The 22,157-nt window shown below is 58.2% G+C and carries 23 protein-coding genes; 12 read left to right on the top strand and 11 right to left on the bottom strand.

Going from position 1 to position 22,157, the window contains the following annotated elements:
• Nucleotides 1–97 precede the first annotated feature (97 nt).
• Nucleotides 98–841 (top strand): phosphate/phosphite/phosphonate ABC transporter substrate-binding protein, encoded by a 744-nt coding sequence (locus QQL78_RS17410; RefSeq protein ID WP_284375254.1) that lies wholly within the window; start codon nt 98–100, stop codon nt 839–841.
• A 2-nt stretch (nt 842–843) separates the two neighbouring features.
• On the opposite strand, the gene QQL78_RS17405 is transcribed toward QQL78_RS17410, so the two are convergent.
• Nucleotides 844–2,118 carry an RsmB/NOP family class I SAM-dependent RNA methyltransferase gene (locus QQL78_RS17405; RefSeq protein ID WP_284375253.1) on the bottom strand — a complete coding sequence of 425 codons (1,275 nt, stop codon included), beginning with the start codon at nt 2,116–2,118 and terminating at the stop codon, nt 844–846.
• A 267-nt stretch (nt 2,119–2,385) separates the two neighbouring features.
• On the opposite strand from QQL78_RS17405, the gene QQL78_RS17400 reads away from it, so the two are divergent.
• Nucleotides 2,386–2,541 carry a DUF1674 domain-containing protein gene (locus QQL78_RS17400; protein ID WP_284375638.1) on the top strand — a complete coding sequence of 52 codons (156 nt, stop codon included), beginning with the start codon at nt 2,386–2,388 and terminating at the stop codon, nt 2,539–2,541.
• Between the two features lie 15 nt (nt 2,542–2,556).
• On the opposite strand, the gene QQL78_RS17395 is transcribed toward QQL78_RS17400, so the two are convergent.
• Both QQL78_RS17395 and dapB read right to left on the bottom strand, forming a co-directional pair.
• A complete protein-coding gene (locus QQL78_RS17395; protein ID WP_284375251.1) occupies nt 2,557–2,913 on the bottom strand; it encodes a dihydrodipicolinate reductase in 357 nt (118 codons plus the stop codon).
• Between the two features lie 72 nt (nt 2,914–2,985).
• Complete coding sequence (gene dapB / locus QQL78_RS17390; protein ID WP_284375250.1) at nt 2,986–3,801, bottom strand: 4-hydroxy-tetrahydrodipicolinate reductase; 816 nt, start codon at nt 3,799–3,801, stop codon at nt 2,986–2,988.
• Between the two features lie 87 nt (nt 3,802–3,888).
• Between dapB and rbfA the strand changes: the two genes are divergently transcribed.
• From rbfA to rpsO, 6 genes are all read left to right on the top strand, one after another.
• On the top strand, nt 3,889–4,317 hold the full coding sequence (gene rbfA, locus QQL78_RS17385) for a 30S ribosome-binding factor RbfA (protein ID WP_284375249.1): 429 nt from the start codon (nt 3,889–3,891) through the stop codon (nt 4,315–4,317).
• Complete coding sequence (locus QQL78_RS17380; RefSeq protein ID WP_386258547.1) at nt 4,314–5,057, top strand: phosphodiester glycosidase family protein; 744 nt, start codon at nt 4,314–4,316, stop codon at nt 5,055–5,057. The genes rbfA and QQL78_RS17380 overlap by 4 nt, the downstream gene beginning before the upstream one ends.
• 67 nt (nt 5,058–5,124) lie before the next feature.
• On the top strand, nt 5,125–6,030 hold the full coding sequence (gene truB, locus QQL78_RS17375) for a tRNA pseudouridine(55) synthase TruB (protein WP_284375248.1): 906 nt from the start codon (nt 5,125–5,127) through the stop codon (nt 6,028–6,030).
• Between the two features lie 4 nt (nt 6,031–6,034).
• On the top strand, nt 6,035–6,541 hold the full coding sequence (locus QQL78_RS17370; protein WP_284375247.1) for a DUF1643 domain-containing protein: 507 nt from the start codon (nt 6,035–6,037) through the stop codon (nt 6,539–6,541).
• A 123-nt stretch (nt 6,542–6,664) separates the two neighbouring features.
• On the top strand, nt 6,665–7,630 hold the full coding sequence (locus QQL78_RS17365) for a calcium-binding protein (protein ID WP_284375246.1): 966 nt from the start codon (nt 6,665–6,667) through the stop codon (nt 7,628–7,630).
• Between the two features lie 159 nt (nt 7,631–7,789).
• Nucleotides 7,790–8,059 carry a 30S ribosomal protein S15 gene (gene rpsO, locus QQL78_RS17360; protein WP_284375245.1) on the top strand — a complete coding sequence of 90 codons (270 nt, stop codon included), beginning with the start codon at nt 7,790–7,792 and terminating at the stop codon, nt 8,057–8,059.
• Between the two features lie 86 nt (nt 8,060–8,145).
• Here rpsO and QQL78_RS17355 read toward each other — a convergent pair whose 3' ends face one another.
• The 4 genes from QQL78_RS17355 to QQL78_RS17335 all read right to left on the bottom strand — a co-directional run bounded on the left by QQL78_RS17355 (nt 8,146) and on the right by QQL78_RS17335 (nt 11,606).
• The gene (locus tag QQL78_RS17355; RefSeq protein ID WP_284375244.1) at nt 8,146–9,540 is read right to left on the bottom strand and encodes an amidase family protein; all 1,395 of its coding nucleotides are present in this window, start codon (nt 9,538–9,540) and stop codon (nt 8,146–8,148) included.
• A gap of 386 nt (nt 9,541–9,926) precedes the next feature.
• A complete protein-coding gene (locus tag QQL78_RS17345; protein ID WP_284375242.1) occupies nt 9,927–10,142 on the bottom strand; it encodes a hypothetical protein in 216 nt (71 codons plus the stop codon).
• 209 nt (nt 10,143–10,351) lie between these two features.
• Nucleotides 10,352–10,768, bottom strand: coding sequence for a VOC family protein (locus QQL78_RS17340; RefSeq protein WP_284375240.1), 417 nt, complete (start codon nt 10,766–10,768; stop codon nt 10,352–10,354).
• Between the two features lie 85 nt (nt 10,769–10,853).
• The gene (locus QQL78_RS17335; protein WP_284375238.1) at nt 10,854–11,606 is read right to left on the bottom strand and encodes a hypothetical protein; all 753 of its coding nucleotides are present in this window, start codon (nt 11,604–11,606) and stop codon (nt 10,854–10,856) included.
• A gap of 244 nt (nt 11,607–11,850) precedes the next feature.
• Here QQL78_RS17335 and pnp point away from each other — a divergent pair, with 244 nt between their 5' ends.
• Both pnp and QQL78_RS17325 read left to right on the top strand, forming a co-directional pair.
• A complete protein-coding gene (gene pnp / locus QQL78_RS17330; RefSeq protein ID WP_284375237.1) occupies nt 11,851–13,983 on the top strand; it encodes a polyribonucleotide nucleotidyltransferase in 2,133 nt (710 codons plus the stop codon).
• Between the two features lie 236 nt (nt 13,984–14,219).
• Nucleotides 14,220–15,014, top strand: coding sequence for an FkbM family methyltransferase (locus QQL78_RS17325; RefSeq protein ID WP_284375235.1), 795 nt, complete (start codon nt 14,220–14,222; stop codon nt 15,012–15,014).
• Nucleotides 15,015–15,055: 41 nt separating this feature from the next.
• On the opposite strand, the gene QQL78_RS17320 is transcribed toward QQL78_RS17325, so the two are convergent.
• Nucleotides 15,056–15,709, bottom strand: coding sequence for a peroxiredoxin (locus tag QQL78_RS17320; protein WP_284375233.1), 654 nt, complete (start codon nt 15,707–15,709; stop codon nt 15,056–15,058).
• A 152-nt stretch (nt 15,710–15,861) separates the two neighbouring features.
• Here QQL78_RS17320 and QQL78_RS17315 point away from each other — a divergent pair, with 152 nt between their 5' ends.
• Nucleotides 15,862–17,289, top strand: coding sequence for an aldehyde dehydrogenase family protein (locus QQL78_RS17315; protein ID WP_284375231.1), 1,428 nt, complete (start codon nt 15,862–15,864; stop codon nt 17,287–17,289).
• Nucleotides 17,290–17,566: 277 nt separating this feature from the next.
• Here QQL78_RS17315 and QQL78_RS17310 read toward each other — a convergent pair whose 3' ends face one another.
• Complete coding sequence (locus QQL78_RS17310) at nt 17,567–18,214, bottom strand: RluA family pseudouridine synthase (protein WP_284375229.1); 648 nt, start codon at nt 18,212–18,214, stop codon at nt 17,567–17,569.
• A gap of 76 nt (nt 18,215–18,290) precedes the next feature.
• On the opposite strand from QQL78_RS17310, the gene QQL78_RS17305 reads away from it, so the two are divergent.
• On the top strand, nt 18,291–18,701 hold the full coding sequence (locus QQL78_RS17305) for a nuclear transport factor 2 family protein (RefSeq protein ID WP_284375227.1): 411 nt from the start codon (nt 18,291–18,293) through the stop codon (nt 18,699–18,701).
• A 10-nt stretch (nt 18,702–18,711) separates the two neighbouring features.
• On the opposite strand, the gene rarD is transcribed toward QQL78_RS17305, so the two are convergent.
• On the bottom strand, nt 18,712–19,644 hold the full coding sequence (gene rarD, locus QQL78_RS17300) for an EamA family transporter RarD (protein WP_284375225.1): 933 nt from the start codon (nt 19,642–19,644) through the stop codon (nt 18,712–18,714).
• A gap of 68 nt (nt 19,645–19,712) precedes the next feature.
• The gene (locus QQL78_RS17295; RefSeq protein ID WP_284375223.1) at nt 19,713–22,157 is read right to left on the bottom strand and encodes a GcvT family protein; all 2,445 of its coding nucleotides are present in this window, start codon (nt 22,155–22,157) and stop codon (nt 19,713–19,715) included.

Genomic DNA, 22,157 nt, shown 5'->3' with positions numbered 1-22,157 from the left:
TGGTCAAGCCGCGTCAATCGGCGGGTTGGGGCAGTTTGCGCCTGTCACCACGGCGGGCCCTGCGCTAGGAAAGTAATATGCAAGAATGGAGTGCGCGATGATTGCCAGCCTGATGATGTATGCCCGCCCGGAACTGGAGGTGGCAAACAACGCCTATTGGGCGGCGCTGCGCGAAGCATTGAGTGCAAGAGGGATCGACACACCGGCAGAGTTGGACAATGCGCGGGATGCCTATGATCTGTGGCTCTCGCCTGATCTGGTGTTCAGCCAGACCTGCGGCATGCCGTTTCGGACTCGGCTGGCGGATCATGTGACATTGATCGGCACCCCGGATTTCGGGTTGGAGGGGTGTCCGGCGGGGTATTACAACAGCGTTGTTGTGGTACGCGCGGATGATCCGCGCGACAGGGCGGAGGCATTTGCGGATGCGCGGTTTGTGTTCAATCAGGCCTGTTCTCAATCGGGGTTTGCAGCGGCCTACCTATGGGCGCGCGATCACGGGTTCTGGTTCAACAACCGTCAGGCCAGCGGCGGGCATGCGCAATCGGCATTGATGGTGGCCGAAGGCACCGGCGACATTGCGGTTCTGGATGCGCAGACATGGCGGCTTATTCAGAGATTTGACAGTTTTGCCAAGGGTTTGCGCGTTCTTGACCAGACCACTCCGACACCCGGTTTACCATATATCACCGCCGTTGGATCGGATGGGCCAGTGATGTTTGACGCAGTGGGCGAGGCCATTGAGAGGCTGGATGCCGAACACCGCGCGGCACTTGATCTTAAGGGGATCATCGCCATTCCCCGCGCGGCCTATCTGGCGGTTGAAAACCCGCCGGATTAGGCCTAGCCCGCCTTGCGCAGGCTGACGATGTAAAACCCGTCCATACCGCCCAGTTCGGACCAATAGTCAGGGCGCAGACGCAGCCCGCCTTCAGTGGTGATCCACTCGAGTTGGACACCGGGCACCATCAGCGCCTCCGTGTCCACACTCATGTCATCATGGCGTTCCAGCGCCTCATCCACCTGCACCTCGCCTTCGTCAGGCAGCAGGCTACAGGTGCAGAACACCATCCGTCCGCCGGGTTTCAGCAGCGACCAAGCGTGGTCAATGAATGCGCTCTGAAGTTCAATCAGGTCACCAAAGTCAGAACCATCCTTGGCATAGGGCAGGTCCGCGTGACGGCGGATGGTGCCGGTGGCGGAACAGGGGGCGTCCAGCAGAATCGCATCAAATGTGCCTTTGATCGCACGTACATCTTTCGTCAGGGTTTTGGCTTTCAGGCCGACACGGGCCAGATTTTCGCTGACCCGCTGCATACGGGGGGACGAATCGTCGACGGCTGTGACATCGGCACCCGAAGCAGCGATTTGCATGGTTTTCCCGCCCGGTGCGGCACATAGATCAAGGATCGCCTCGCCCGCCTGCGGTTTCAGGACCTGCACGGGGATGGCGGCGGCGGCGTCCTGCACCCACCAGTCACCCGTGGCAAACCCCGCCATGGTAGAGACCTGACCGGGGTTGGTGATGCGCACCGAACCGGTGGGCAGGAGCGTACCACCTGTCGCCTCGGCAACGGCGGCGGCATCGGTTTTTGCGGTCAGATCCAGCGGCGCACCGGCAAAATGGGCGATTTCCATTGCGGCCATTGCGTCTGATCCCCATGCCTCTGACAGGGGGCCACGCAGCCATTTGGGCAAGCGGGGCGCGCGCAGAGCATCCCATGCAGCAGGGCCTTCGGCGGCGATTTTTCGCAGGACCGCATTGGTCAACCCCTTGAGGTGGCTCAGCTTATTGTGCTGCCCAACCAGATTGACCATGGCATTCACCACACCATGGGCCGCGCCGCCCTGACAAAGCTCCACGGTGCCGACGCGCAGCACATTCTGGATTGTCAGCACTGGCGGTTTCTTCAGATGTTTTTGCAACAAGCGGTCCGCACGTTCCAAGCCGCGCAGGGTTTCCGTGGCCAGACGTTGCGCACGGGCGCGGTCATCGGGCGAGAGTTTATCAAGCACACCGCTGGCCAGTAGTTCCGACATCAAGCGGGGTTCTTCGCCAAGGATCTGGTCCAGCAGATAGACGGCGCTGCGGCGGGCTTGGACTCCGGTGTTTGACATCAGCATGGTTCCTATCGGGCTGTTCTGACCTATCCGAACCTCTTTGCTCTCCGGCCTATCTGGCCGATCAAGCTTGTCCGCAATGATTTGCGACGTATATCAAAGGCAAGCTTGCCTCAAGAGGATGATATGACAGACCCTTTGACACAGAATGCACAGGGCGGTGACCCTGCCCCACGTCCGATCCCGGACAACCCGGTTCCCCCGACACCCACACCGGGGCCGGATTTACCACCCGGTCCGAACCCGACACCTGCCCCCGAACCAATCCCTCCAGCCGCCCAGCGGGCACTGGCAGAAGCAGAGGAACGGCGCAAGAAAGCGGCGGAACTGGCGCTGCCGCCGGAATTGGGCGGGCGCGAGGGACCAGAGCCGGTGCGCTATGGGGATTGGGAGAAAAAAGGGCTGGCGGTCGATTTTTGACGGCGCGACGCTTGATCAGCGCAGGCTGAATTCTGCGGAATCGCCACTGCCGCGATCCGAGGTAAAGCGCATGCGGCTGCCGTCGGATTTGATTTCCTGACAGTTATACCCCAAATCGTCGCCGCCCCAGATCAGGCTGCGGCAGAGATAGCCGCCTTTCCACGCCCATTCGCCGCTGATCTCCCAGGTTGCGCCTTTGCCGGTGATCTGTCCGTTCGACAGAACCTGAAGCCGGACCAAGGGGCGCGTCAGTGTTTTGCCATCGACAAGCGCAACAAAGGCGTCACGCGAGGTGACTTTTTGAAGGTCGGCCAATGCAGGTGAGGCAAAACCGGCCAAAGCGGCGCAAACTGTCAGGGCAAAAGCCTTCATCGGGATCTCCATCGGATGGTGGTCCTAGAAGAAACGCAGATACCCCTGAAAAGGTTTCATCTGTCTTATGATTTAATCCGACAGGCCCAGTACATCGAGCATGTCATATTGCCCTGGCGCGCGGCCATGCCCCCAGAGCGCCGCCTTGAGCGCACCACGGGCAAAGACGCTGCGGTCAGAGGCAACGTGGCGCAGGATGATGCGTTCACCGGCGGCGGCAAACATCACGTCATGTTCGCCAATGATGTCGCCACCGCGAATTGCGGTAAAGCCGATGTCGCCGGGTTTGCGCGCACCGGTGATCCCGTCGCGGCCGCGGTCAGATACATCGGACAATGCCACACCGCGCCCCGCGGCGGCGGCCTCGCCCAGCATCAGGGCGGTGCCGGAAGGCGCATCGACCTTTTGATTGTGATGGGCCTCGATGATTTCAATGTCGTAATCCGTATCAAGCGCAGCAGCAACACGTTTAGTCAGCTGGGTCAGCAGGTTGACACCAAGGCTCATATTGCCGGCGCGGATGATGGTGGCCTTGTCGGCATAGGGGGCAAGGGCAGCGATTTCATCCTCGGTCATGCCGGTAGTGCCGATGACATGCACAATGCCTGCCTGTGCTGCCAAAGCCGCAAAAGCGATTGTCGCCTGCGGTGCGGTGAAATCAATCACGGCATCTGCGGTTGCCAAAGCCGCCGCAGCGTCATCAGTGACAATCACACCCTGCGCGGTGCCGCCCATCATTTCGCCCACATCCTGCCCGACCCAAGCATGTCCGGCGCGTTCAATTGCGCCGCTTAACGTCATTTTGTCAGAGGCGTTGATCAATCCGATCAGGGTCTGTCCCATACGGCCAGAGGCACCAGTGATCGCCACGGAAAGGGTCTGGGTCATGTTCTGCGCTCCTGCTTGCAAATCCCGCCCCGTTTAGCGTGACCGCAGCCGCTTGGCAAAGGCAATGGGAGCGCTTAGGTAGGGCCTATGGGTAAGAACAACACATATGAGGGCCGCGGCCCGACACAACGTCAGCTGCGGGTCGGTGAAACGATCCGGCGGGCGCTGTCCGAGGTTCTGGCGCGGGGCGATGTCCATGACCCGGAACTGAACCGCATGTCGATCACGGTGGGCGAGGTGCGTTCCTCCTCTGACCTCAAGGTGGCAACGGCCTATGTGCTGCCTCTGGGCGGCGAAGGTCAGGACGAGGTGTTGAAACTGCTGGCGCGCAACAAACACGAAATCCGCAAGCAGGTTTCCAAGAAACTGACGTTGAAATTTTCGCCCGACCTGCGGTTCCAGCTGGATCAGACCTTTGATCAGATGGACGAAACCCGCCGGATGCTGTCGGATGCCAAGGTGCGGCGCGATGCGGATGCACCTGATGATGTTCCTGATCCGGCGTCAGAAGGATGAAACCGCTGGCGGCATGGCTTTTGTGGCTGATGCTGCTGGCCCTGCCCGCAGCGGCTGCTGACTGCCGCAGCGAGACCTATCACAACAACGCCTATGTCATCTGCGAGGTTGATCTGCGCACAGAACGGCTTGAGCTGTTTCTGGCCGATGACACTGGCGCGGTTTATGGCCATTTCGGCACGCTGGATGCGGCGTTGAAAGAACAGGGACTGTCACTGGGTTTTGCCACCAACGCGGGCATGTACCACGAAGATCGCCGTCCCGTGGGGCATTATGTAGAAAACCGGATTGAATTACAGCGGGTGATCCCGAATGCCGGTCCGGGGAATTTCGGGCTGCTGCCCAACGGGGTGCTGTGTCTGCGCGACGGGCGCGCTGATGTGATTGAAACCTTGAAGTTTATCGAGCAGGCCCCCGCCTGCCGCTCGGCCACACAATCGGGGCCGATGCTGGTCATTGACGGGGCATTGCATCCGCGGTTCCTGCCCGACAGCACTTCACGCTATATCCGCAATGGGGTGGGCACCACGCAAGACGGCAAACGCGCGGTGTTTGTGATTTCGGACAATGTGGTGACATTTCACGAATTCGGCTTGTTATTTCGCGATCATCTGAAGCTGCCCAATGCGTTGTATTTCGACGGCAATATTTCGCGGATGCGGGCCCCTGATCTGGGGCGCAGTGGCACGGGGTTTACCACGCTGGGACCAATCATTGGCGTTGTGAAACCAGCAGAATAGAATTCCCTCTGGGAAGTTGCGCGCCCGCACAGTATAGCGCGGGCCTGATTTGAACAAAGAGGGCATCATGGGACGCACACGCAAGGGACGCGATATTTCGGGCTGGCTGGTGGTGGATAAACCTGCGGGGCCTACGTCAACAGCGGTGGTCAACAAGGTGCGCTGGGCGCTTGAAGCGAAAAAGGCGGGCCATGCAGGCACGCTTGATCCTGATGCAACGGGTGTTCTGGCAATTGCGCTGGGCGAGGCAACCAAAACGGTTCCCTATATTACCGACGCGCTGAAAGCCTATGAGTTCATCGTGCGCCTTGGGGTATCAACCAACACCGATGATGCGGAAGGCGAGGTGTTGAACACCTCGGACCTGCGCCCCGATGATGCGGCGATCAAAGAGGCGCTGGCGGGTTTTATCGGTGACATCGAACAGGTGCCGCCACAGTTTTCCGCCGTGAAGATTGACGGGGAACGCGCCTACAAACGCGCCCGCGACGGCGAGGAAATGGAGCTGGCGGCCCGCCCGCTATTTGTCGAGAGCCTGCTGCTGACAGACCGACCAGACGCGGATCATGTGACGCTTGAGATGGTCTGTGGCAAGGGTGGCTATGTCCGTTCTATCGCGCGGGATCTGGGGGCGGCTTTGGGTTGTTATGGCCATGTGCGCGAATTGCGCCGGGTCTGGTCGGGGCCGTTTGATGCGGGTGACGGGCTGACGATCGATCAGATCGAAGAGATGGCGCGTACCCCTGCGCTGGACGCGCATCTGCTGCCGCTTGAACAGGGGTTGGTGGACTTGCCTGAGGTGAAAGCCACCGCCGAAGGTGCGGTGAAGCTGCGCAATGGCAACCCCGGCATGGTGATTGCCCATGACGTTGAATATGGCGATGAATGCTGGGCCTCCTTCGACGGGGTTGCGGTGGCCGTGGGCCGCTTCAAGGCGGGAGAGTTGCACCCCAACCGGGTGTTCAACACCTAAGCCTATGATCACACGCAGCCATACCAAAGGCGATGCGCCCTCGACCGCGGTTTATTCGGATTGCGAGAGGTATCGTTACAGCCTGACGCGGGTGTGGGATGCGGCCCAGCCCAAGGTGCTGTTTGTGATGCTGAACCCTTCGACCGCAACGGAGGTGCAGAACGACCCGACGGTTGAGCGCTGTGAACGGCGGGCGCGGCATCTGGGGTTTGGCGGGTTTCGCGTCACCAATATCTTTGCTTGGCGCGCCACCGATCCGCGCGATATGCGCGCCGCCGATGATCCGGTGGGGCCAGAGAATGACGCGACCTTGCAGGATGGCACCGCATGGGCGGATCAGATCATCGCGGCGTGGGGCGTGCATGGGGCGCATCGCGGGCGCGGGCCAGAGGTGGCAAAACTGCTGCGAGGATTGGAGCGACCGCTGTTTCATCTGGGGTTGTCAAAGGACGGGCACCCCAAACACCCCTTGTATCTGCCCTATGCGCAGCAGCCGGTGGAATGGCGTTAAGGCCCTGTAAAAGAATAGAAATTCTTAACCAGTTAACGCCTTACCTTTTGACGCAAAGGCAGCGATGTGGCTTGTATCGGCCCGCGGCACAGTGCCGTTTTGCAGATTGGTTAGGGTGTTGTCATGTTGTGGTTGGCTGGTTTGATGGGTCTGATGGCAGTCAGTGCCGCCGCGTTTGTCGATATTGGTGACGACGGCGAGGGCGAGGGCGAGGGCGAAGGCCCGCATCCCGAACCCGAAGACAACACCGAACGGGCGAACCTGATCCTTGGCTCTGAACAGGCGGAAAGCATCACCGGCAGTGACGATGACGACCGCATCAGCGCGGGTGGTGGAGAGGACCTTGTCACCGGTGGGAACGGCGATGACGAGTTGCGCGGCGATGATGGCAATGACACGCTGATCGGTGATGTCGGCGACGACAGCCTGATTGGCGCAGCGGGGAATGACGACCTTTATGGGGGTTCTCTGGATGATACGCTGGTCGGGCAGGATGACGATGATGTTCTGTCTGGCGGTGACGGTAATGATGCGCTGAACGGATCTGGCGGTGACGACCAGCTGTCCGGTGGCGCGGGGGATGATGCAATATCGGGCGGCTTGGGCAACGACCTGCTGCGCGGGGACGGCGGCGAGGACACCCTGTTTGGCGGTGCGGGCAATGACACGCTAAGCGGTGTGGCCGGTGCCCCTGACAGTGGCAGCCAGCAAGATGCCGATAGCATGGATTTTCTGAATGGCGGAGGCGGTGATGATATGATCATCGCCGGTCAGGGTGATATGCTGCACGGTGGTGCGGGCAGTGACCTGTTTGTGCTGGGCGATTGGGCCAGTGAGGGCGCACCCGCCGATATCATCGATTTCGAACCGCAAGACGATTCCCTTTTGTTTATCTGGGATGATGGCGAGGCGGATGTCGACGTGCCGGATGTCACCGTACAGCCTGACCCCGAACATGCCGGCCAGTTACAGGTCTGGATGGGGGATCAGGTGGTGGCACAGGTCAGCGGCCAGAACGATTTGACCGCAGCGGATATTGCGCTGATCCCGCTCAGCTCTGCCCAGATGATGAACCTGACGGGCACGTAAGCGCCGCAGCGTCTTGCAAATAGGCTTTGCCATCTGCGCCAATCTTTCCTATACGCCAGCGTCGCCTGTTGATTCCTTCAACGGGCCACACCTCCATGGGCCTGTGCTGGACGACATCCCGGCCTGCGCCATAACCCTAAACTCTGAAAGGAGACCCCGATGTCGATTACAGCTGAAGAAAAAGCACGCATCATGAAGGAATTCGCCACCAAAGAGGGCGACACCGGTTCCCCCGAGGTGCAGGTTGCTGTTCTGAGCTCGCGTATTGCGACGCTGACAGAGCACTTCAAGACCCACAAAAAAGACAACCACGGCCGCCGTGGTCTGCTTAAGATGGTTGCGACACGTCGTAAGCTGCTGGATTACACCAAGAGCAAAGACGAAGCACGCTATCAGGACCTGATCAAACGTCTGGGCCTGCGCCGCTAAGCGCCAGCCCCATCGTAAGGTTACAGAAAACCGCGTCTGTTTCAGGCGCGGTTTTTTGGTGTGCTAAAGCAGGCTTCGAAGATGCTTTAGGCCGGGGTGACCACGGCGATTTGCGGGCTGCGCTGTTCAATCGCTTCAGCGGCGTCCAGCATGATATCCTCGCGGTAGCGCCCGCTGATTAACTGAGCCCCCAGCGGGGTATAACCCGCCTCACCTTCGGCAAAGCCGGTAAATACAGACATCCCCGGCAACCCCATTAACGGCAGGCCAACCTGTGTCAGCTGGGCCTCCAGACAGCGGGGAAAATCCGTGAGGTCAAGCAGATCAGGAAAGGGCGGTTCAGCCGATACCGGGCAGATCAGTAACGGGTAACTGGCCAGAAACGCCTCCCACTCTCGCAAGAACCCAACGCGGGCCTGAAGCGCATCCAAGACTTCATTCAGGTCGGGCACTGCGGTGATCTTGTGCATCTCAGCCAGCACATATAGCGCGTCCGCGTCTGCTTCCTGCGCAAACATCGCCTTGGCACCACGCTCCATTTCCGCAAGCCATAACTGTGCCTGCAAACGGGCGGGGGCGCGAAACGGCGGGCTGTCCACCTCGGTGACCTCCCACCCTGCATCTCTCAGCCGGGCGGCCGCATCGCGCAGCGACTGTTCCACCAAAGGATGTGTGTTCAACCCCTCGGGGGCGACACAAAGCGCGGCGCGGCGGGGATAGGCAGCACCTTTCATCGGGGCGGGCATATGCCAGGGATCTTGCAGATCCGGCTGCGCCATCACAGCCAAGGACAGGCGCAGATCCGCCACGGAACGTGCATGAGGGCCGGACACCGCCATCAGCTGTGCGCCGATGTGACGGTCCGCCGCGCTGGCGTTGCGGGCGGCAACGCGGCCAAGGGTTGGGCGGATGCCCTGCAAGCCACAGGCATAGGCCGGATAGCGGATTGATCCGCCAATATCTGTGCCATGCCCCATCGCCCCGATGCCCGCCGCCGTGGCAGAGGCCGCCCCGCCAGAGGACCCTCCCGGGGTAATGGCCGCATTATGCGGGTTTTTTGTATGTCCATGCAGAGAGTTGCGGGTGAACCAGCGCAGGGAAAATGCCGGCGTATTGGTGCGTCCAACAATCACCGCCCCTGCCCGACGCAGGTTGGCGACCACAGGGTTGTCACTGGTGGCAATCAGGTCTTTCTGGAGGCGCAGACCGTTGGTGGTGGCAAAACCGGTTTGATCAACATTTTCCTTGGTCGTCACCGGCACACCAGCCATCGGGCCAAGGGGATCGCCCGCCGCGCGGGCGCGGTCCACTGCATCCGCCGTTTGCAACGCCTCTTCGTCATTGCGCGCTACAACGGCGTTCAGCGTGGGGTTCACCGCATCCATTCGGGCCAGAACCGATTCTGTGACCTCCCGCGCGGTAACCTTGCCCGCAGTGACATGTTTTACGATTTCAGTTGCGCTTTGTTCGAACAGTTCCATGGGCCCCTCCGTTTCACGTCAGACTGGCATGAACCCGCAGGCTTGCACAGGTGGATGTTTGCATTTGCGCTTTTTGAAAATCAGGCGTTTGAGAGGGTGCAAATGCAAAAGGCAGTGGTGAACAGCTGGAATGAATGGGATCTAAGGAAACATGTGATTGCGGGCCGCGCCGTCACTTCCCTGATCACCATGTTCGTAGGAAGAGTTTCTCCGGTGATCCCGACCCGATTCATATCGGTGCCCCCCCGATCTGATCCTGAACAATCCCCTGCGGCCCCAGCCCGAAGATCAGCGCGGCATGTTTGAGGCCAACGGCCGGGAGATTGAATACGTCGCCCATCCCGCTGACAAAACGGCAATGTCCTGAAACCTTGTTATGTAGACCCCTAGACAGGCATGTTGTCGAACATGTCGTCAAATGCGTCTTGTTCCAGTGTTTTCTGGATCCGCTGCAATCGGCGCGGAATGGGTTGCTGGCGCGCATCAAGCGTGTTGGTGATCCGCTGGACACGTGGTGCAAGCTTAAGACGTTCATCCGCAGGGGCCGCATCAAAGGCCCGCTCCAACTGCTCCATCTGGTGTTCCAGATCGTGGATATTCATCGTGGCATCCTCCCAGTTGCGATTCCCTTAATGGTAGCACTTTGTCGCCCCAAAAGGGTTAATGAATGGTTTAAGTGAGAGGATCGGCCATTTGTTGCTTTCAGGCGATTTGTCGGCTGCAAAAATGTATAAATCACAGGCGCGCAGTGCTGCATCTGGACCCGCAGGACAGGCGAAACTGACGCACTCACGCTGTTTGCGCGCCCGGCCTACCCGTCGCGTCCAGGTTCCGCCGGGTTGCTGGAGAACAGGGCGATTTTGTTGCCTTGCGGGTCGCGCAGATAGCTGACGTAGAATGTCGGCCCATATGAGGCGCGAAAACCCGGCTGGCCCTCATCCACGCCGCCCGCAGCCAGGGCGGCGGCATGCAGGTCGCGAACCTGTTGCTGGCTGCTGGCCTCAAACGCGATCATCGCGCCATTCCCCGCCGTGGCCGGGTGACCGTTAAAGGTGGGTTTGACATAGAAATCCGCAAATACCGGTGTCTGCCCCGGCGCAACAGGCAATGCATAACTCAGCCCCTCTGGCCCTTCTTTCAGGTCATAGCCAAGAGCGGGCAGGAACGCGGAATAGAACCCTTTCGCCCGGACGATATCATCCGCGCCGACAGTGACGTAAGCAATCATTCGATGTGACCCTTCCGAGGCTTTAACCCTTGGTCGCATTTAACCACAGGTCGGGGATGTGAGATTTGAAATATAGCCTGCGATCTTAGTCCACTGAAAACACAACCTTATTGATTTCATGAATTGGCAATAGTACCAAACCTTCGTCGTTTTTGACTATCATTGTGGTTTCTGAAGTAGCCAGAATAACTGCGTCCATATCGCCTCTATCCATTACGATTCGAACCGGATCGGCTTCTAGAAGTGATGATGCGAGGCCTTGCCCTGCAAAGTAAGAGGCGAACAGTGCCGACGCTATTAATGCTCTTACCGCTAACCCCTTGTCCCGGAAAGGTTCAAAAAACCGGGACCATTTTGTGCTACCTTCGGCTTTCGCAAAAAAGATCAAATAAAAGGCCGCGGCCGTCACCAAGCAAGTTACAAAGAATATTAATCGCGCGCTGACAGAAGTATCCGATGGGAAGTAAGCTACCGCGAGTACCATACCATACATCCCCCCAATCCGCTCTAGATCTATTGGATACCCTTGATCAAGTTTTTCGGGGATTTCGACATCTGAAAATTGCAGAACCCCAGCTAGTGCGCCTTTCAACAAGCCCCCAACCAAAAGTAAAGCGGCCACAATCATCGATGTGAAAGCCAAAGTAGAAACCAGCTCCCAAGCAATCCGCTTTACTAGCGATGGAAACATTACAGTGTAGTAATCATTCGTTAGCCTCGAAAAAAAACCGATGTAGTGAATTGTGACTACGACCAGTGACGCTGACACAATCCGAAACACCAATTCAGCCTTCTCCATGGCAGTCTTCGCTGCATAGTGCTTTGCTTCAGTGATCACAGGTTAACCAATCATTGTTGTCATATGTTTCATGTCTAAAGCGCATGGTTCTTGCCGTCACCGATCACAAAAGTACCCGATGAAGCTCACAATACCACAACTCTTTCCCTCCTTCGCAATCTCATGTACACGCGCGACATCTGAAAGCCGGCGCCCGGACTCCAGCGCCGACCAAATAAGATATCGGAGTCAGAGGCAATTCGGCCTCTATGCAATGGCCATCTGGCCAACACAGGAAACGTAGATGTTTAACGTAACTAAAAAATCGATGGAGTGGGGCGAAGAGACGCTGACACTCGAAACCGGCAAAGTGGCGCGTCAAGCGGACGGCTCTGTCATTGCGACACTGGGCGAAACCAGCGTCATGGCAAACGTCACTTTTGCACGGGCACAAAAGCCGGGTCAGGATTTCTTTCCCCTGACCGTGCACTACAACGAGAAATACTATGCTGCGGGTAAAATTCCCGGTGGCTTCTTCAAGCGCGAGGCGCGTCCGACCGAGAAAGAGACGCTGACCAGCCGTCTGATCGACCGTCCGATCCGCCCGCTGTTCGTTCCCGGCTTCAAAAACGAAGTTCTGGTGATGTGTACGGTTCTGTCACATGATCTGGTCAACGATCCCGACATGGTTGCGATGATCGCAGCCTCTGCCGCGCTGACCATTTCCGGCGCGCCGTTCATGGGTCCGATTGCGGCCTGTCGCGTTGGTTTCGAGGATGGCGAATACATCCTGAACCCTGAAATCGACGACATGCAGAACCTGCGCATGAACCCTGATCAGCGTTTGGATCTGGTTGTTGCCGGCACCAAAGACGCCGTGATGATGGTTGAATCCGAAGCTTACGAGCTGAGCGAGGAAGAAATGCTGGGCGCGGTCAAGTTTGCCCATGACAGCATTCAGCCAGTGATCGACCTGATCGTTGATCTGGCCGAAGACGCCGCGAAAGAGCCGTTTGATTTCCAACCTGTTGACTATTCCGCGCTCTCCGCAGCCGTGAAGAAAGCCGGCGAGAAAGAGATGCGCGCAGCCTTTGCAATTGCAGACAAGCAAGAGCGCACAACAGCAGTGGCCGAAGCACGTGAGTTGATCAAGTCCAAGCTGTCCGAGGAAGAATTGGAAGATTCAAACCTCGGTTCCGCGATGAAAGGTCTTGAGGCCTCTATTCTGCGCGGCGACGTTGTGAAGACCGGCAAACGTATCGACGGGCGTAAGACGGATGAGATCCGCGATATCGTCTCTGAGACGGGCGTTCTGCCACGGACCCACGGTTCGGCGCTGTTCACCCGTGGTGAAACACAGGGTCTGGTTGTGACCACGCTGGGCACCGGCGATGACGAACAGTTCATCGACGCGTTGCATGGCAACTTCAAATCCAACTTCCTGCTGCACTATAACTTCCCTCCCTACTCGGTTGGTGAAGTGGGTCGCGTGGGCCCTCCAGGCCGTCGTGAAATCGGTCATGGTAAGCTGGCATGGCGTGCGCTTCAGGCGGTTCTGCCAGCACCAACTGATTTCCCATACACCGTGCGCGTTGTATCCGAGATCACTGAATCCAACGGTTCATCGTCGATGGCCTCCGTCTGTGGTGGCTCCTTGTCCATGATGGACGCTGGTGTGCCGTTGAAAGCGGCCGTGGCCGGTGTTGCCATGGGTCTGATCATGGAAGAAGACGGGTCATATGCGATCCTGTCCGACATCCTTGGTGACGAAGACCACCTTGGCGACATGGACTTTAAAGTGGCCGGTACTGAAGCGGGCATCACGTCCCTGCAGATGGACATCAAGATCGCGGGCATCACACCAGAGATCATGGAGAAAGCCTTGGCGCAGGCCAAAGCGGGCCGGATCCATATCCTTGGTGAGATGAACAAAGCACTGTCCGGTGCCGCTGAATTCTCAGAGCACGCCCCACGCATCGAGACCATGCAGATCCCAACGGATAAAATCCGCGAAGTGATCGGTTCTGGCGGTAAAGTCATTCGCGAGATCGTTGAAGTGTCCGGCGCGAAGGTCGACATCAACGACGAAGGCATCATCAAGATTGCATCGCCAAATGGTGAAGCGATCAAGAAAGCCTATGACATGATCCACTCGATTGTGGCGGAGCCGGAAGAAGGCATGATCTACACCGGTACGGTTGTGAAAATCGTCGACTTCGGTGCTTTCGTGAACTTCTTTGGCAAACGTGACGGTCTGGTGCACGTGTCCCAAATCGAAAACCGCCGGTTGAACCATCCTTCCGATGTTCTGAAAGAAGGTCAGGAAGTTAAGGTTAAGCTGCTGGGCTTTGACGATCGCGGTAAGGTGCGCCTGTCGATGAAAGTTGTCGATCAGGAAACCGGCGAAGAAGTTAAGGAAGACAAAGCGGACGACTGATTGCTTTCTGTAGTTTTCAACCCATCAGGAGGCCCCGACAGATTGTCGGGGCCTTTTGCGTTTAGGGCCAATCTCCAATGCATGGTGCAACGCCGGTAACTCCTGTTCATGCTTTAATGCCGCAAATGTGTTTATTCTGCTTTGATACAGCACAGTAAGGGCAAATCTGTCCTGATCCGAACCGCCTGCCCGTCTTGAGACTTGCCAAGAGCTTTTGCGCTGCTTAGTCAGTCGCTATGCGTCTGATTTATCGCGCCTTGTTCAAACAGCTGATGCAGTCAGCAGCACGGTCGCATCGATTGGCCGGTCGGCCAGCTTTGGCAGGATATGCCTTTGATCACATCACGCTAAAGATGCATATCGACGGGCGTTTTGCCTATCGCGAGCTGGACGCGCTGGAACACCAGCTTTTCCCAAAACTGGCTGCCGATACGGTCTGTCTGGATATCGGGGCGAACATTGGCAACCACGCAGTAAACTTTGCCGATCATTTCCATCATGTTCACGCCTTTGAGCCGAACCGCAAGGCATTGGACCTGTTGGAGATAAACGCCCGCCTGCGTCCCAACATCACGGTTCATTCGGTGGGGCTGTCCGATCACCGTCACACGCTGAGCGCGGTGCAACCCGAGGGCAACCTTGGCGGCACCGGCGCAAGCGCGTCAGGCAGCGCCAGTGATCAACGGGTCGAGCTGCCGCTTGTGCCGCTGGATGGGGTTGATTTGGCGCTGGGTGGACGGGCGATTTCCTTCGTCAAAATCGATGTAGAGGGTTTTGAGGCAGAGGTGATCAGAGGCGCGGCACAGACTTTGACCACGCATCGGCCCGTCATTGGGATGGAGGTCGACCGTCGCTCTGTGAATGGGGGCAGCAGCCCCGCGTTGGCGGCAGCGCTCGAGTTGGGATATACCCATATGTACGCCATGCGGCGCGGTGGCAGGGCCCGGTTCCGTGCTGTCAGCAATGCGGTAGAACGCAACTATCCGATGTTGCTGCTGTCGACCGTCCCACTTGAGTTTGAGGAGCGGTAGAGCGCGCCCGGGCCTGACACCGGGGCGCGATCATGCCTCATTCAACCGGGCGCTTTGGTCTTGCGCAGATAGGGCAGCACGGTTTCGAATTCACCAAATTTTGCCTTGGCGTCTTCATCTGACAGGGTTGCAGGGATAATCACGTCATCGCCCACATTCCAGTTCGCCGGTGTGGCCACCCCCTTGCCGGTGGACATCTGCAACCCGTCCAGCGCACGCAGCACCTCGGCAAAGTTGCGCCCGACAGTCATGGGATAGGTCATCGACAGCTTCAACTGCTTGTCTGGCCCGATGATAAACACAGAGCGCACCGTGGCACTGTCCGCGGGCGTGCGGCCATCGGGCAGATAAGCCTCCGCGGGCAGCATATCGAAGGCTTTGGACACCTCAAGACCAGTATCCGCGATGATTGGGAAACCGGCGGTGGTGCCTGCCACTTTCTCAATGTCGCCTTTCCATTTCTTGTGGTCCTCAACGCCGTCAACGCTGACGCCAATCACCTTGGTGCCGCGTTTCTCCCATTCATCTGCCAATTGGGCCACCGCACCAAATTCTGTGGTGCATACAGGCGTGAAGTCTTTCGGGTGGGAAAACAGAATGGCCCAATTGTCGCCCACAAATTCATGCAGCGACAGCGTGCCCTTATCCGTTTCCACCTTCAAATCCGGAATCGTGTCGTTGATGCGCAAGCCCATGGTTTCCTCCTGTGGGAATGTGAATATCTGACTTCTATGTAGTCATTAATTTCTTGCACACCAGCCCCTTGCGGCGGCTGCGGCGGGGTGACACAGTGGCGCGAAAATGGGCATCTCCAATCGATATGCCCCACCTAAGGAGGAGTTCAACCATGTTGGAAAAACGTGATTTCTATATCAATGGCGCGTGGGTTTCACCCGCCAAGGCAAATGACTTTGCCGTCATTGACCCATCAACCGAAGAACAATGCGCAGTGATCTCTTTGGGTGATCAGGCGGACACGGATGCCGCCGTAGCTGCTGCCCGCGCCGCATTTGACAGCTGGTCACAAACCTCACGCGAAGAGCGCATGGCGCTGCTGGAAAAACTCGCCGCGGTTTATGACGCCCGTCAGGAAGAGATGGCGCAGGCCATGTCGATGGAAATGGGTGCCCCGATTGACTTGAGCCGCGCGCAGCAGGTCGGTGCCGGTAGCTGGCACATTGGCGGTTTCCTTAAGGCGTTCAAGGACTTCTCCTTTGAGAAAGATTTCACCAGCACCGAAAAAACACTGCTTGAGCCGATTGGCGTCTGCGCCCTGATCACGCCTTGGAACTGGCCGATGAACCAGATCATCCTCAAGGCAATTCCGGCAATCGCCACGGGCTGTACCGTGGTGCTGAAACCTTCCGAAGTGGCCCCGCTGTCCGGTCATCTGTTTGCCGAATTCATGCATGAGGCGGGCTTCCCTGCGGGCGTGTTCAACATGCTGAACGGCGATGGCCCCGGTGTCGGTTCGCAACTGTCCAGCCACCCCGATGTGGACATGGTCAGCTTTACCGGCTCGACCCGTGCCGGTATCGCGATCTCCAAGGCGGCGGCAGATACACTGAAACGTGTGAGCCTGGAACTGGGCGGCAAAGGGGCCAACATCATCTTTGAAGATGCCCACCCCAAGGCGGCAAAGGCCGGGGCGATCCGTTGCTTCCGCAACTCCGGCCAGTCGTGCAACGCACCGACCCGCATGCTGGTGCATAAATCGCGCTATGACGAAGCGGTCGAAATGGCGGCGGATGTGGCCAATAGCACCCATGTTGGCCCTGCATCTGAAGAAGGCAAACACATCGGACCGGTTGTGTCGGAAGTGCAGTTCAACAAGATCCAGGGCCTGATCGAAAAAGGCATGGCCGAGGCGCGACTGGTCGCCGGTGGTCTGGGCCGCCCGGATGGGCTGAACCGCGGCTACTATGTGAAACCAACCGTCTTTGCCGATGTCAGCAACGATATGACCATCGCGCAGGAAGAGGTCTTTGGCCCTGTGCTGTCGATCATCCCCTTCGAGACCGAGGAAGAGGCCGTGGCGATTGCCAATGACACGCCATACGGTTTGACCAACTATGTTCAGACCGAAGATGACGAGCTGCGCCGCCGCGTCGCACGCCGTCTGCGCTCTGGCATGGTTGAAACCAACGGTGTCGGCTTTGCACAGGGTTCGCCATTTGGCGGCTACAAGCAGTCCGGCAATGGCCGTGAAGGCGGTGTTTTTGGTCTGGAGGAATTCCTTGAGGTTAAGGCCGTGTCCGGTTGGGCGGCTGAGTAACATTTGCTGCATGTGAATGTCAGAAGGGCTGCTTTCGGGTGGCCCTTTTTCATGTCCGGCGATGGCACCTGCGGAGAGGTCGGATTTGAGTTTATTGGCAAGATGAACGGGATCGGTCTCGCTTCATCTTTTCTTTACCATTTTTGGTAAAAGTTGATCCGCGCGGATAGCTGGAGAGCGATCCCGCGTGCAAGGTGAAGCCCTGTCCTCGTGCCTATACGTGCGAGGCAGGGTGCCCCCCCAGCTTCATCTTGCCAATAAACTCAAATCCGACCTGTCAAAACGGCGCTTTGGCCCGAATTTTCACGGAGCGGCCACCTTGCGGATGGTTAAAGCGCAGCTCTTCGGAATGCAGCATCAGCCGGGGGAAATCCAAGGCAGGACCTTTGGCGTAGAAGGGATCACCCAGGATCGGGTGCCCGATGGCCAGCATATGTACCCGCAACTGATGGCTGCGGCCGGTTCGGGGATGCAGGCGGATGCGCGCGGTAGTGCCGTCATCCTTGATCCGCTTCCATTCGGTTTGCGCGGGTTTGCCAGTTTCATGGCAGACCATTTGCAGCGGGCGGTTCGGCCAGTCCACAATCAGCGGCAGATCGATCTCGCCGGATTTTTCCTCTGGCACACCCCAGACACGGGCCACATAGGTCTTGCGTGTCATGCGTTTCTCAAACTGCAAGCCAAGGTGACGTTGCGCATAGGGTGTCATCGCAAAGATCATCACCCCAGAGGTGTCACGATCCAGCCGGTGCACCAGCAACGCCTGAGGAAAGGCGGCCTGAATGCGGCTCATCAGGCAATCGGCCAGCGCTGGCCCCTTGCCCGGCACGCTGAGCAGGCCAGCCGGTTTATCGACCAGCAGAACCTCTGCATCTTCATGCAGGATAACCAGCGGGTCCTGGGGGGGAGAGTACGTTGCGTCCATAGGGCCCCTGCTTCCAGATGTAGGGTGGGATTTCAACCCATCGCATGCAAGTCTTGATGCAAAACAGGAGAGTGACATGCACCCGACCATCCAGAAATTCCATGACCTTGTGCTGGCAAACACCCATGAAGGTGTTGCAGAGCTTATGGCTGCTGACATCCGGTTCAGCCCGCCAACGTATTGGGCCACATGGACAGGCCGCGAGGCGGTCGCCGCCGTGCTGGGCCATGTGAACGAGGTGTTCACGGACTTCAAATACCGGCGGGTCATGGGCGCGGGCAATGATTGGGCGCTGGAGTTTCAGTGCAAAGTCGAAGGGCTTGATTGCGTGGGCGTTGATCTGATCACCCTAAACGAAGCTGGCGAGATGCAGGCGTTTGAGGTTGTGATGCGGCCCCATAAAACCATTGGCGCACTGCGTGAGGCGATGAATGAACGGGTCAAAACCGATGCCCGTTTCATCAAATTCCGCGAGGCACTGTCTTAGGGACTGGGCCCTAGGTTGAGGTGGTTTCGGTCTTGGGTTTGCGCATCTGGCGCAGCATTGAGGTGGAATAGATGATCAACGCCAGCCAGATCATCGGGAAGGCGATCATGCGGGCACGGTCAAAGGGTTCGTCAAAGACAAAGACCGCCACCAGAAAGATCATCGTCGGTGCGATGTATTGCAACACCCCGATGGTCGACAGGCGCAGCAATTTCGCGCCATTGGCGTAGATCATCAGCGGCACGGCGGTGACAAGGCCACAGCCGACCAGAAGCCAGCTGTCACGATCAAGGCTGAGCGAGAAATGGGATTGGCCGGTGGCGCTCAGATAGGCAAGATAGCCCAGTGCCGGGATCAGCAAGATCAGAACCTCAAGCAGGAAACCCTGATTGGGACCAATGGGCAGGCTTTTCTTGGCCAATGCATAAAAACCCCAGGACACGGTCAGCGTCAGTGCAACCCAGGGGACCTGCCCTGCGTCGATGGCGATCACCAGAACCGCAAGTGCAGCCAGAGCAATTGCAACCATCTGAGCACGGCTGGGGCGTTCGCCCAGCACGACCGCCGCCAGAAACACACTGAACAAGGGGTTGATGTAATAGCCCAGCGAGGCGGCCAATGCGTTGCCCGTGGCGATGGCATAGACGTAGATGCCCCAATTGATGGAAATCAGCGCGGCGGTGACGCAGGCCATGCCAAGCATACGGGGATTGCGCAGCGCCTCGCGCAGGGAGTCGGTGCGGCGCAGGACGATCAGCACCACAGCCGCAATTGGTATGGACCACAGGACGCGATGCGCCACCACCTCAGCGGGCGAAATATGGGACAGCAGCTTCATATAAAGCGGCAAAAACCCCCACAGCACATAGGCGGTCAGCGCAAAAGCCAGCCCTTGCGGGGTGTCTACATTTGCTTTGGGTTGCAGGCTGTCGGGATTGCGCATCTGTGGTCTCCGTTCTGCCCAAGGGGTAGGACAAAGCGGTGCCCCCCGAAAGAGCTAGATTGTACCCGTTACACTTTCACCCGTTCGGATTTCGGATCATACATCGGTTTCAGCGACACCTCGGCTTTGACCCGCTTGCCGGCGACGTCGATTTCATAGGTCGAGGCCAGCAGATCCGCCGCCGTTTCACCTTTGCACGGCACATAACCAAGCCCCATCGCCCCGCCCAGTGCATGGCCATAGCCGCCCGAGGACAGGTAGCCGACGATCTCTCCGTTCCTGACAATCGGTTCATTGTGATACAGCAACGGCTCGGGATCGGTCAGTTTGAACTGCACCATACGGGCGTTCAGCCCTTGTTCCTGCTTTTCCAGCACCGCCGCGCGACCGATAAAATCCGGTTTGTCCTTTTTCACGGCAAAGCCAAGACCCGCTTCCAGCACGTGATCTTCTGCGGTGATGTCATGGCCGAAGTGGCGGAAGCCCTTTTCGATCCGGCAGGTATCCATCATATGCATGCCACAGAGTTTGAGGTTCAGGTCCTGTCCGGCCTCTGAGAGCACTTCAAAGACATGACCAGACATGTCCGAAGAGACATATATCTCCCACCCCAGTTCACCGACGTAGGTGACGCGGTGGGCCCGCGCGACGGCCATGCCGATCTCGATCTCCTGCGCGGTACCGAAGGGGTTTGTGGCATTGGAGAAATCACTGGGGGAGACCAGGTTCAGCAAATCACGGCTACGCGGCCCCATGATCGCCAGCACACCTTCGCCGGCGGTCACATCGGTGATAACCACGTTGAAATCACCCTTATGGCGCATCATCCATGTCTGATCCGCCAGCCGTGTGGCTGCAGGGGTGACAACCAGATAGGCGGTTTCACTCAGCCGGGTCACCGTCACGTCCGCCTCGATGCCACCGCGATTGTTAAGGAACTGGGTATAGACGATTTTGCCATTGGGAACGGCATAGTCACCACCGCCGATATGGTTCAGGAAAGCTTCGGCGTCCGGACCTTCAACGCGGATCTTGCCAAAGGAGGTCATGTCGTACATGCCGACGTTTTCCCGTACCGCCATATGTTCGTCACGGATGTTGTCAAAGAAATTCTGGCGCTGCCAACTGTAGCGGTATTCCTTTTCCTGCCCCGCGCGCGCAAACCAATTGGCGCGTTCCCAGCCAGCGATTTCCCCCATCACAGCGCCGCGTTCGATCAGATGATGATGGAAGGGCGTGCGCCGGATGCCGCGCGCGCTTGCCTTTTGGCGGTAGGGAAAATGGTCGGCGTAAAGCAGCCCCAGCGTTTCCTTGGAGCGTTCCGCGAGATAGGTTTTATTGCCCTGAAACGGCTGCATCCGGCCAATGTCCACATCCCCCAGATCAAAGGGTTTGGCCCCGTCTTCCATCCATTGCGCCAGCGCCATGCCAGCCCCCCCGGCCGACTGGATACCGATGGAGTTGAACCCGGCAGCGACCCAGACATTGTCCATCTCTGGCGCGAGGCCAAGGTGGTAGGCGTCATCGGGGGTGAACGATTCAGGACCGTTAAAGAAGGTGTGAATACCGGCCTCGGCCAACATCGGCATACGGGCACAGGCGTTTTCGAGGATCGGCTCGAAATGGTCAAAATCTTCGGGCAGTTGATCAAATTCGAAATCATCGGGAATGCCATCAAGCGCCCATGGTTTTGACACAGGTTCAAACGCGCCAAGCAGCATCTTGCCTGCGTCTTCTTTATAATAGGCGCATTCGTCAGGCACGCGCAGCACCGGCAATTGTTGCAGGCCCGCGATGGCTTCGGTCACAATATAGAAATGTTCGCAGGCTTGCAGCGGGACGTTGGTGTTCAGCATCCGGCCGACCTGATGCCCCCACATGCCACCGCAGTTCACCACGTGATCGCAGGTGATGTGGCCAGTGTCCTCACCGCTTTGCCAGTCCACGCCTGTGATGCGCCGCCCCTCGCGGGTGACGCCAGTAGCCTTGGTGCGTTCGATCACCTGTGCCCCGCGTTGGCGTGCGCCCTTGGCCAGCGCCAGCGCGATGTTTGCCGGATCACCCTGCCCGTCCTTGTCGAGATAGACCGCGCCGGTCACCCCTTCGATGTTCAGATGTTCGTATTTCGCCAGCACGTCCTGCGGGCTGATTTCTTCGACATCAACGCCAAAAGCACGGGCCATGGCCGCCTGACGGTAAATCTCTTCGCGGCGCTCATCGGTCAGGGCAACGGTGATCGAACCGCAGCGTTTGAAGCCGGTGGCGACACCTGTTTCATCCTCCAGATTGCCATAGAGTTCTTGGGAATATTTCGCCAGTTTGGTCATATTCGCCGTTGCACGCAATTGCGCGATCAGCCCTGCCGCATGCCATGTGGTGCCGGATGTCAGTTGTTTGCGTTCCAGCAGAACCACATCTTTCCACCCGAGTTTTGTCAGGTGATAGGCGACGGAACACCCGATGACACCACCACCGATGATGACAACGCGGGCATGGGACGGAACGTTAGACAT

Source organism: Sulfitobacter pacificus, from assembly GCF_030159975.1.
Lineage (GTDB): Bacteria > Pseudomonadota > Alphaproteobacteria > Rhodobacterales > Rhodobacteraceae > Sulfitobacter > Sulfitobacter pacificus.
This window is presented reverse-complemented; position numbering and strand designations above follow the sequence as displayed.

Bases quoted from the DNA above. Each gene is read 5' to 3' on its own strand.
- QQL78_RS17370 (WP_284375247.1), top strand. From the start codon at position 6,035: ATGATCACACGCAGCCATACCAAAGGCGATGCGCCCTCGACCGCGGTT.
- QQL78_RS17340 (WP_284375240.1), bottom strand. From the start codon at position 10,768: ATGATTGCTTACGTCACTGTCGGCGCGGATGATATCGTCCGGGCGAAA.
- QQL78_RS17410 (WP_284375254.1), top strand. From the start codon at position 98: ATGATTGCCAGCCTGATGATGTATGCCCGCCCGGAACTGGAGGTGGCA.
- QQL78_RS17380 (WP_386258547.1), top strand. From the start codon at position 4,314: ATGAAACCGCTGGCGGCATGGCTTTTGTGGCTGATGCTGCTGGCCCTG.
- QQL78_RS17365 (WP_284375246.1), top strand. From the start codon at position 6,665: ATGTTGTGGTTGGCTGGTTTGATGGGTCTGATGGCAGTCAGTGCCGCC.
- QQL78_RS17355 (WP_284375244.1), bottom strand. From the start codon at position 9,540: ATGGAACTGTTCGAACAAAGCGCAACTGAAATCGTAAAACATGTCACT.
- QQL78_RS17325 (WP_284375235.1), top strand. From the start codon at position 14,220: ATGCGTCTGATTTATCGCGCCTTGTTCAAACAGCTGATGCAGTCAGCA.
- QQL78_RS17295 (WP_284375223.1), bottom strand. From the start codon at position 22,157: ATGTCTAACGTTCCGTCCCATGCCCGCGTTGTCATCATCGGTGGTGGT.
- pnp (WP_284375237.1), top strand. From the start codon at position 11,851: ATGTTTAACGTAACTAAAAAATCGATGGAGTGGGGCGAAGAGACGCTG.
- rbfA (WP_284375249.1), top strand. From the start codon at position 3,889: ATGGGTAAGAACAACACATATGAGGGCCGCGGCCCGACACAACGTCAG.
- QQL78_RS17315 (WP_284375231.1), top strand. From the start codon at position 15,862: ATGTTGGAAAAACGTGATTTCTATATCAATGGCGCGTGGGTTTCACCC.
- QQL78_RS17405 (WP_284375253.1), bottom strand. From the start codon at position 2,118: ATGTCAAACACCGGAGTCCAAGCCCGCCGCAGCGCCGTCTATCTGCTG.
- rarD (WP_284375225.1), bottom strand. From the start codon at position 19,644: ATGCGCAATCCCGACAGCCTGCAACCCAAAGCAAATGTAGACACCCCG.
- QQL78_RS17310 (WP_284375229.1), bottom strand. From the start codon at position 18,214: ATGGACGCAACGTACTCTCCCCCCCAGGACCCGCTGGTTATCCTGCAT.
- QQL78_RS17395 (WP_284375251.1), bottom strand. From the start codon at position 2,913: ATGAAGGCTTTTGCCCTGACAGTTTGCGCCGCTTTGGCCGGTTTTGCC.
- QQL78_RS17345 (WP_284375242.1), bottom strand. From the start codon at position 10,142: ATGAATATCCACGATCTGGAACACCAGATGGAGCAGTTGGAGCGGGCC.
- dapB (WP_284375250.1), bottom strand. From the start codon at position 3,801: ATGACCCAGACCCTTTCCGTGGCGATCACTGGTGCCTCTGGCCGTATG.
- QQL78_RS17320 (WP_284375233.1), bottom strand. From the start codon at position 15,709: ATGGGCTTGCGCATCAACGACACGATTCCGGATTTGAAGGTGGAAACG.
- rpsO (WP_284375245.1), top strand. From the start codon at position 7,790: ATGTCGATTACAGCTGAAGAAAAAGCACGCATCATGAAGGAATTCGCC.
- QQL78_RS17305 (WP_284375227.1), top strand. From the start codon at position 18,291: ATGCACCCGACCATCCAGAAATTCCATGACCTTGTGCTGGCAAACACC.
- truB (WP_284375248.1), top strand. From the start codon at position 5,125: ATGGGACGCACACGCAAGGGACGCGATATTTCGGGCTGGCTGGTGGTG.